The 8434-nt window shown below is 70.8% G+C and carries 7 protein-coding genes and 1 pseudogene; 4 read left to right on the forward strand and 4 right to left on the reverse strand.

The window, feature by feature from the left end; translation table 11 throughout:
• Window positions 1-200, reverse strand: a pseudogene (locus AB0B89_RS32895) (hypothetical protein); the annotation flags it as partial.
• Window positions 201-293: 93 nt separating this feature from the next.
• The gene (locus AB0B89_RS32900) at window positions 294-1493 is read right to left on the reverse strand and encodes a cytochrome P450 (protein ID WP_358560571.1); all 1200 of its coding nucleotides are present in this window, start codon (window positions 1491-1493) and stop codon (window positions 294-296) included.
• Window positions 1494-1619: 126 nt separating this feature from the next.
• Between AB0B89_RS32900 and AB0B89_RS32905 the strand changes: the two genes are divergently transcribed.
• From AB0B89_RS32905 to AB0B89_RS32920, 4 genes are all read left to right on the forward strand, one after another.
• Complete coding sequence (locus tag AB0B89_RS32905; protein WP_358560573.1) at window positions 1620-2264, forward strand: helix-turn-helix domain-containing protein; 645 nt, start codon at window positions 1620-1622, stop codon at window positions 2262-2264.
• A gap of 102 nt (window positions 2265-2366) precedes the next feature.
• Window positions 2367-2534, forward strand: coding sequence for a hypothetical protein (locus tag AB0B89_RS32910; protein ID WP_358560575.1), 168 nt, complete (start codon window positions 2367-2369; stop codon window positions 2532-2534).
• Window positions 2535-2928: 394 nt separating this feature from the next.
• On the forward strand, window positions 2929-5898 hold the full coding sequence (locus AB0B89_RS32915; protein ID WP_358560577.1) for an AAA family ATPase: 2970 nt from the start codon (window positions 2929-2931) through the stop codon (window positions 5896-5898).
• 255 nt (window positions 5899-6153) lie between these two features.
• A complete protein-coding gene (locus tag AB0B89_RS32920; protein ID WP_358560579.1) occupies window positions 6154-6720 on the forward strand; it encodes a TMEM165/GDT1 family protein in 567 nt (188 codons plus the stop codon).
• An 8-nt stretch (window positions 6721-6728) separates the two neighbouring features.
• Here the strand turns inward: AB0B89_RS32920 and AB0B89_RS32925 are convergent, their stop codons facing one another.
• Window positions 6729-7871, reverse strand: a complete 1143-nt coding sequence (locus AB0B89_RS32925; RefSeq protein WP_358560581.1) for a UDP-N-acetylmuramate dehydrogenase — start codon at window positions 7869-7871, stop codon at window positions 6729-6731.
• Window positions 7872-7966: 95 nt separating this feature from the next.
• Window positions 7967-8308 (reverse strand): hypothetical protein, encoded by a 342-nt coding sequence (locus tag AB0B89_RS32930; protein WP_358560583.1) that lies wholly within the window; start codon window positions 8306-8308, stop codon window positions 7967-7969.
• Between the last annotated feature and the right edge of the window lie 126 nt (window positions 8309-8434).

Below are 8434 nucleotides of genomic sequence, written 5' to 3' on the forward strand. Positions count from 1 at the left end.
CGCGCCTTGGCGGTCGTCTTGATCGAACGGGTACCCAGCATCGCGGCACGCTGATCAGCGCCCACGCGATCGACGCCGGGAAGACCATGCAGAAATGCTCGCAGGGCCGCGTTCGATGACGCGATCTCCGCGAGCGAAGTCGTCAGTGTTGACACCTCACCAGCATCGCCGACCAGCGTGATTGTGCCAAACCGGGCCATCAGCCGAGAGGACGAACGACATTTCAGCAAATGTCGCCCACAGCCACCGCCCGGTCCGGCGCCGGGAGGTGGCTCATCAGGTGAATCGCGGAATCACCAGGCCACGGGCAGGGACTCCACGCCGTAGACGACCGAGAACGACCGGAAGGGGACCTCCTCGACCGGCACGGCCAGCCGCAGCCCGGGGAACCGGCGGAGAAGCGCGGGGAAGGCGATGCGCAGCTCCATGCGGGCCAGGGGCGCCCCCAGGCAGTGGTGGATGCCGTGCCCGAAGGCGAGGTGGGGACCCGCGTCACGGGACGGGTCGAACCGGTCGAGGTCGTCCCCGAGCGAAGGATCGCGGTTGGCCGCGGGGATGGAGAGGATCAGCGTCTCACCCGCTTTGATCACCTGGCCGGACAGCACGACGTCTTCCTTGGCGGTGCGCGGGACCACGGTGTGCACGATCGACAGGTAGCGCAGCAGTTCCTCCACCATCGGGTCGACGTCGTCGCCGTCGCGCATCGCGGCGAGCCGGTCAGGGTCGAGGAGCAGCAGCAGGGTGCCGAGACCGAGCATGTTGGAGGTGGTCTCGTGGCCGGCGAGCAGCAGCAGGTCGGCGACCCCGACCAGCTCGGCGTCGTCGATCGCGTCGCCGTGCTCGCGCACCAGCATGCCGATCATGTCGTCGCCGGGGTTCGCCCGCTGCCGCTTCACAAGCTCACCCATGTACGCCTGGGACTCCGCCAGGGCGGCGGCCCTGGCCTCAAGGTCGAGGAAGACGTTCAATCGGGCGTTGCTGCGGCGCTGGAAGCCCTCACGGTCGGCGTACGGCACGCCGAGCAGCTCGCAGATCACCAGCGAGGGGATGGGCAGCGCGAACGACTTCACGAGGTCGCTCGGGGAGCCGGCGTCCTCCATCGCCTGGAGGTGCTCGGCCACGATGGCCTCGATGCGCGGCTCCAGCCTGCGCATGCGCCGCATGGTGAACTCGGGCGTGAGAAGGCGGCGCAACCTGGTGTGGTCGGGCGGGTCGTAGCCGATGAGCACCCCCGAGACCACCCGCGGGGTCTCCGGGATGTTCCCGTCGGCGTCCGCCGCGGGCAGGCCGAAGGGGGCCCGCATCCTGTTGCTGAACCGCGTGGCGTCTCCCAGCACCTCGCGCACGTCTTCGTACCGTGTGAGCAGCCAGGCGCTGCGGCCGAAGAGCTCGACGCGACTGACCGGCTCGTCGGCACGCAGCCGGGCCAGCTCGGGAACGGGATCGAAGCGGTCTCGCCTGATGTGGGTCGGCGCGAGCGGAGTCTCGGTCATCGACCGGTTCCTTCCGGTGAGAGTGGGTGCTGGCAGCCAAGCCTTAACGCGTATTTCACTCTGGGTAACCGCGACCATGACTCTACCACAAGTGATAGTTGACTATCACCTGTTAGGCTCTCGAAGATGAGCACCAGCCGGCCGCCTCTCCGAGCCGACGCGGCGCGCAACGCCGAGCGGCTCGTGCGCGCGGCCCGCAGTGCCTTCGCCGAGTCGGGCATCGACGTCCCGCTCGACGAGGTGGCCAGGCGGGCAGGGGTGGGCGTCGCCACCCTCTACCGGCGCTTTCCCAGCAAGGAGGAGCTCATCCAGGCCGTGCTGGAGTCCTGCTACGCCGAGCGGGTCGAGCCCGCGATCACCAGGGCCCTCGCCGACGAGGATCCCTGGCGCGGCATGGTGACCGTGCTGGAGGCCGCCCTCGCGTTGGCGGCCGAGGAGTTCGGCATCCTCCAGGCCGCCCGAGACCCGGCGGCCCTCACCTCCGGCCTGGAGTCCCGGTTCTTCGCCGCCCTCGCCGCCCTGGTCGAGCGCGCTCAGCAAGCCGGGCTCGTACGGGCCGACCTGCACCGCGACGACCTGCCCCGGCTGGTGTTCATGCTGGTCTCCACGTTGAGGACGGCGGAACGGCCCGCCGCCGGCTGGCGGCGCTACCTGTCCCTGTTGCTCGACGCGCTGCGCCCGGCCGCGGCCCATCCCCTGCCCCCCGACACCGGCCTGAGGCGGCGGACCGGCCCGTCTAGGGCACAATGCGGGGGTCCTGGGCGGTCCTAGGCCGAAGGGGGCTCAGGAGATAAGGCATCCGCCCGATGTGGGAGTGACCGCCTTAGCCGGATTCTTGAGGTATCAGCGGAACTACCTCAAGGAGACACCCGAATGGGTCCCGAGATTCACTACCAGCTCATCGTCAACCGAGTGGCGGAACTGCGGGAAGAGGCCAGCGACCACCGCCGGGCCCGCCAGGCCACGCAGGGAAGGAAGAGCCCGGAGCGCGGCTCGCAGCGTCGCCTGCGTGCGGCCTTCGGCAAGCTCCGTATCTCGTGACCGCCCTGATCCGGGCTCTTCGCGCCCCCCGCCGCCACCGTGGGACGGACCGCGCGAACCCCTGGAGCCCGGGACGACCCGAGTCCTGGCGGGCGACTCCCCGGATCACCCCGGGGAGCGCCCAGGCCGGGCCGGGGAGTCCGGAGCCCGCCCACCTCGGGCGCGAGAGAACCCGGGTGGTGATGCCCGGCCGGAACCTCCCTCCCGGCCGGGCACCTCAGCCCCCCTGACCGGACCGCCTGCCGCGGGCCACACAGGCCGCCAGGACCGTATAACGCCTGCCCAGGGCCCCTGTCGCTCCTGCCGAGCGGGCCTCACAGTCCACTTGAGCCAACGGATAAACAAGGCGAACGCTGCCATAGGGCGTGACATGCTTGCAGACATGGTGGGTCGGATGGTGAGTCCCGTTTTCGTGGGGCGGGAAGCCGAGCTGGGAACACTTTCCGAGGCTTTCGAGCAGGCACGCAAACAGGCCGCGGCCGCCGTGCTGCTCGGAGGCGAGGCCGGTGGCGGCAAGACCCGCCTGGTCACCCGGTTCGCCGAGGATGCCGCTTGTACGGGGGCGCACGTCCTCGTCGGCGGGTGCGTGGAGCTCTCCACCGAAGGCCTCGCCTACGCGCCCTTCACCGCCGCCCTCCGCCAGCTCGTCAAGGAGATGGGCGCCACGGAGGTCGCCGCGCTGCTCCCCGACGGCGCCGCCCGCGATCTCGCGCGACTGCTGCCCGAGTTCGGCGAGCCGAGCGGCGACAAGGAGACCGAGACGGGCAGGGCCCGTCTCTTCGAGCAGTTCCTCACCCTCCTCGAACGCCTCGCCGAGCGTCAATCGGTGATCCTCGTCATCGAGGACATCCACTGGGCCGACCGCTCCAGCCGTGACCTGATCGCCTTCCTCAGCCGGAACCTCAGGACCGCCCCGGTCCTCATGATCATGACTTACCGCTCCGACGAGCTGCACCGCCAGCACCCCCTGCGCCCGGTGCTCGCCGAGCTCAGCCGGCTCGAAGGCGTCGTACGGCTCGACCTGCCCCGGCTCAGCGAGAGCGAGGTCGCCGCGCAGATCGCCGGGATAAAGGGAGACGTCCCCGAGTTCGCCCTGGTGAAGAAGGTCTACCAGCGGAGCGAGGGCATCCCGCTGTTCGTCGAGGCGCTGATGGAGCGTGAAGACGACTGCAGTGTCCCCGAGTCCCTCCAGGATCTGATCATCGGCTCGGTCGAGCGGCTGCCCGAGGAGACCCAGCGGGTGCTCCGCATCGCGGCGGCCGGCGGCAACCGCGTCGGCCACGAGCTCCTCGCCTCGGTCACCGACCTGTCCGACGTCGACCTGGAGAACGCGCTCCGCCCCGCCATCGCCGGCAACGTCATCCAGGTGGCCGACGGCCGGGCGTACGTCTTCCGGCACTCGCTGATCCGCGAGGCGGTGCACGACGAGATGCTCCCCGGCGAGCACAACCGCATCCACGCTCGGTTCGCCGAGGAGATCGACCGCGACCGCGGGCTCGTGCCGCCTGGACGGGCCGCCATCGAGATCGCCCACCACTGGTTCTCCGCGCGCGACCACCTCTGGGCGCTCATCTCCGCGTGGGAGGCCTCGGGCAAGGCCGCCAAGGCGTTCGCCTACACCGAGCAGATCCAGCTCCTCGAACGTGTGCTCTCGCTCTGGGACCGGGTGCCGGACGCCCCGGAACGCATCGGCGTCGACCACACCACGGTCCTGGAGCTGGCGTCGGAGGCGGCCGTCATCAGTGGCGACACCGACCGTGGCCTGAAGTTCGTCAAGGGCGCCCTGGCCGAGCTGGACGAGACCACCCACGCGGAACGCGTCGCCCAGCTCCTCGTCCGCCGGGCGCAGCTCAAGAGTGACAAGGGCAGGCGTGGAGGGCTCGACGACCTCCGCTACGCCGAGCGGCTGGTTCCCGTCCCGGGTCCCGCCCGGGTCCAGGTGCTCACGAGGCTGAGCTCGTGGCTGATGTTCATCAACGAGACGGTGGAGGGCACCGAGCTCACCCGGGAGGCGCTGCGCATCGCCCGCGAGATCGGCGACCTGTGCCAGGAGGCCGAGCTGCTGACCAACCTCGCCCTCGGGCAGTCCCTGGAGGGCGACCTGGAGGCGACGCTCCTCACCAACGAGCGCGCGATGGAGATCGGCAAGAGCGTCCGCTCGGGACGCATCGTGCTGCGAGCGATGGCGAACAACGTCGACGCGCTCAACAACCTCGGCCGTTCCGAGCAGGCCGTGCGACTCGCGCTGGACGGCGAGGCCAAATCCAGAAAGTACGGCCGTTACCGCGTCAGCGGGGCGTTCATGGCCAACAACCGCGCGGAGGCGCTGGAGGCACTCGGCCGCTGGGACGAAGCGGTCGAGGCCATCGAGCAGGCCCTCGCCAGCGGCCCCATCCCGAGGATCCGCGGCCACCTGCTGCGGGTCCGGGGTGACGTCGCCGCGGCGAGGGGCGAGGTCGATCTCCTGGAGCGCATCCTCATCGAGGTCGGCGCCCTGCACGGCGGCGAGCTCAGCGAGTTCGCCCAGGAGTGGATGACCAACACCCGCCTCCTGATCGAGTTCCGCCTGCTGCGCGGCGAGCCGGTCGACGCGCTCAAGGCGACCGAGCACATCCTGTCGATCTCCACCACGCCGCACTCCAGCAAGCCCATGCTCGGATGGCGGTCCCTCGCCCAGAGCCGGCTGGTCTGCGAGGCGGCCGCGATCGCCGCTCCCGAGATCGCGGCGGCGGTACGGGCCAAGGCGGATTCGCTGGCGCCCGGCATGACGTCTGACGGCCCGATCGCCGACGCCTACCGACTGATGAGCCGCGGCGAATTCGACGAGGCCGCCGCCGCCTGGGGACGCCTCGGGCGGCCCCACCCCCGCGCCAGGTCCCTCACGCAGGCCGCCGCGGCGGTGGCCAGGACCGGCGACCGGGACGGGGCGTCCGTACGGCTGCGCGAGGCGTATCCCATCGCGCACGCGCTCGGGGCCCGCCCGCTCCTCACCGAGATCGAGGCACTGGCTCGCCGCGTCGGCACCACGCTGGCCGCGGTCTCCATCGAGGGCGGGGAGAACGGCCTGGCCGGGGCCACCCGGAACGGCCTTGCCGGGGTGGGGCACAGCGGCTCCGCGGGAGCGGGTCCCGGCGCCTCGGCGGGAACCGGGCTGAACGGGACGGTCCTGGCCGACCTGACGCCACGGGAGCTGGAGGTGCTCCGGCTGGTGGCTCAGGGCCGCTCGAACCGCGACATCGCGGGCGAGCTGTTCATCTCGGCCAAGACGGTCAGCGTGCACGTCTCCAACATCCTGGGCAAGCTCGGCGTCTCCACCCGCGGCGAGGCCGCCGCCGCGGCCCACCGCCTCTCCCTCCTCGCCTGATCCCGCCTTGCCGGAATGACGTCCTTGGGCCATCCGTTAGAGTTGGGTGGAAACACCGAAGGGGAGTAGTCCCAATCGCGTGATCGACATGCTGGCGTAAAGCCCGGTCGCGCGGGCCTCGTTCACGGGGCGGACGAGACCTTCGGCTTGGCAGCCATGCACGAACACGCTGCCGGGCCGAGGTCGACGTACCCCGAAACTCCCCGTGGTGCTCGCTTCCAGCCCGGTCGCGCGACAAGGAAGGGCGACCCCCCTGTGGAAGCGTTCTGGATCAGTCTCGGCGTCATCTTCGTGGCCGAGCTGGGTGACAAGAGCCAGCTCATGGCCATGACCTTCGCCACGAGGTTCAAGCCCTGGCCGGTGCTCGCCGGCATCACCATCGCGACGGCCGTGGTGCACCTCTTCAGCGTCGGGCTGGGCGGCCTCATCGGCGACGCGCTCCCGAAGACCGCCATCGCGATCGTCGCGGGCGTCGCGTTCCTGTTCTTCGCGCTCTGGACCCTTCGCGGCGACGAGCTGAGCGACGAGGAGTCGCGGAAGGCCGAGCGCACCACGCGCAGCGCCCTGATCGCCGTGACCGTGGCGTTCTTCCTCAGCGAGCTGGGCGACAAGACCATGCTCGCCACGATCACCCTCGCCACGCAGCATGGATGGTTCGGCACGTGGATCGGCTCCACGGTGGGCATGGTCGCCGCAGACGCCCTGGCCATCGTCGTCGGCCGGATGCTCGGCAAGCACCTGCCCGAGAAGGTCATCCGGTACGCCGCCGCCGCCGCGTTCGCGGTCTTCGGCGTCGTCCTCATCGCCGAGGCGCTCGTCTGAGGCCGGCCTCAGAGCCGGAGGCCGACCATCACGGGCTCGTTCACGAGGGTGACCCCGAACTTCGCCTCGACGCCGTCCTTGACCTCCCTGGCCAGCGCCAGCAGATCGGCCGCCGTCGCGGGGCCGTCGCACGAGGACGGCGAAGGCCCGGCGGGCTCCCCCTCGGGCATCGAGCCCAGGGCCTCGGGGTCGCTCGGGAAGCCGGTGACCCGGAGCCCGCCCGGGTTGGTCAGGGCGAGCGTGTGCTTGGTGGAGATGCGCGCCGGGCCCCGCCGGTATCCCTTGGGGAAGCCCGCGTGCTCGATGAGCCACGCGGCGGGCACCTTGACGGCCCCCCCGGGCATGTCCCAGCGGGGGAACCCCGGAGCCCGGCGCTCCAGCTCAGCCGCCTGCGGCCCGTCGAGCACGGGGTTGGTGAAGAACGAACCGGCGCTGCACGTGTCGGGGTCCGCGGCGTCGAGGACCATGCCCTTGCTTCGGCGCAGCTCCAGCACGGCCGTACGGGCCTCGTGCAGGGCGACCCTGCCGCCGATCTCCACGCCCAGCTTCGCCGCCAGCTCCTTGTAGGCGACGGGCCCGGACTTCTCGGACTTCTCCAGCGCGTAGGTCACGGACACCACGACGTAACGGGCGAGATCATCTTTGAAGACGCTGTGCCGGTAGGCGAACCCGCACCGCCCGGCGTCGAGGTCGAGCAGCTCCCCCGCCCGCCGGTCGTAGGCGCGGACGCCGACGACGGTCTGCGAGACATCTTGCCCGTACGCGCCGACGTTCTGGATCGGGGTCGACCCGACCAGGCCCGGAACGCCCGACAGGCACTCGATCCCGGACCAGCCCTCGGCCACGGCGCGGGCCACCAGGGCGTCCCAGTCCTCCCCCGCCTGCGCGGTCACCACGACACGGTCTCCCTCGTCGCGGACATCGACCCCGCGCGAGGAGACCCGCACCACCAGGCCGTCGAAGCCCTCGTCGGAGACCACCAGGTTGCTGCCGCCCCCGAGGACGAGCACGGGCTCACCGGCGCGGTCGGCCCGCGCCACCAGCTCGACGAGCTCCTCGCCCGTACGGGCCTCCACGAAGGCGCGGGCCGCCCCGCCCACTCTCAACGTGGTGTACGGCGCGAGCCGCACACCTGCCACACGGTCAGCCATGCACCTTCCCCAGCACGCCCCAGCACCTACGATCAGGCGCGCGAGCACCGCGCGCCGGCACTCAGCCTAGAGGAGCCGCCCCCGGACCGCGGCGCTCAACGGTTGCGGTGGGGACGGCGAAGCTCCTGGGCGCGCTCATGGGTCCGGCGGGACACCTTCTCGCCGTGCTCCGGGCCGGCGTCGTCGTGGTGGTCGTCATGCCGCTCCTGGTGGGCGGGCGGGTCCCCCTGGGGCACGGACGGCGCCTGGTCGTCGTCCCTCGCGGCCTCGGCGGCGCCGATCGCCTCGTCCAGTCTCGACGCCGCCAGGCTGGAGTCCCACAGCACCTGTGACGCGACCATGTCCTCGGTCCCCGAGTCCGTCTCGATGCCGTGGTCCGCCGTGGGCGCGAGCTTGTGACCATCGCGTTCGCTTGTGTGCTTCGGTGCTTCGTTCACGCTGCCCCACTACCCACCTGGGCGGCGAGCATCGGGTGATGGTGTACGCGTCCGTTTCTTGAGAACTCAACAGTGTGTTAAAAGCCAGTGCATGAATATGCATACCTCCGTCTTTCATGCGCCTTT

The organism is Sphaerisporangium sp. NPDC049002 (assembly GCF_040649355.1).
GTDB lineage: Bacteria > Actinomycetota > Actinomycetes > Streptosporangiales > Streptosporangiaceae > Sphaerisporangium.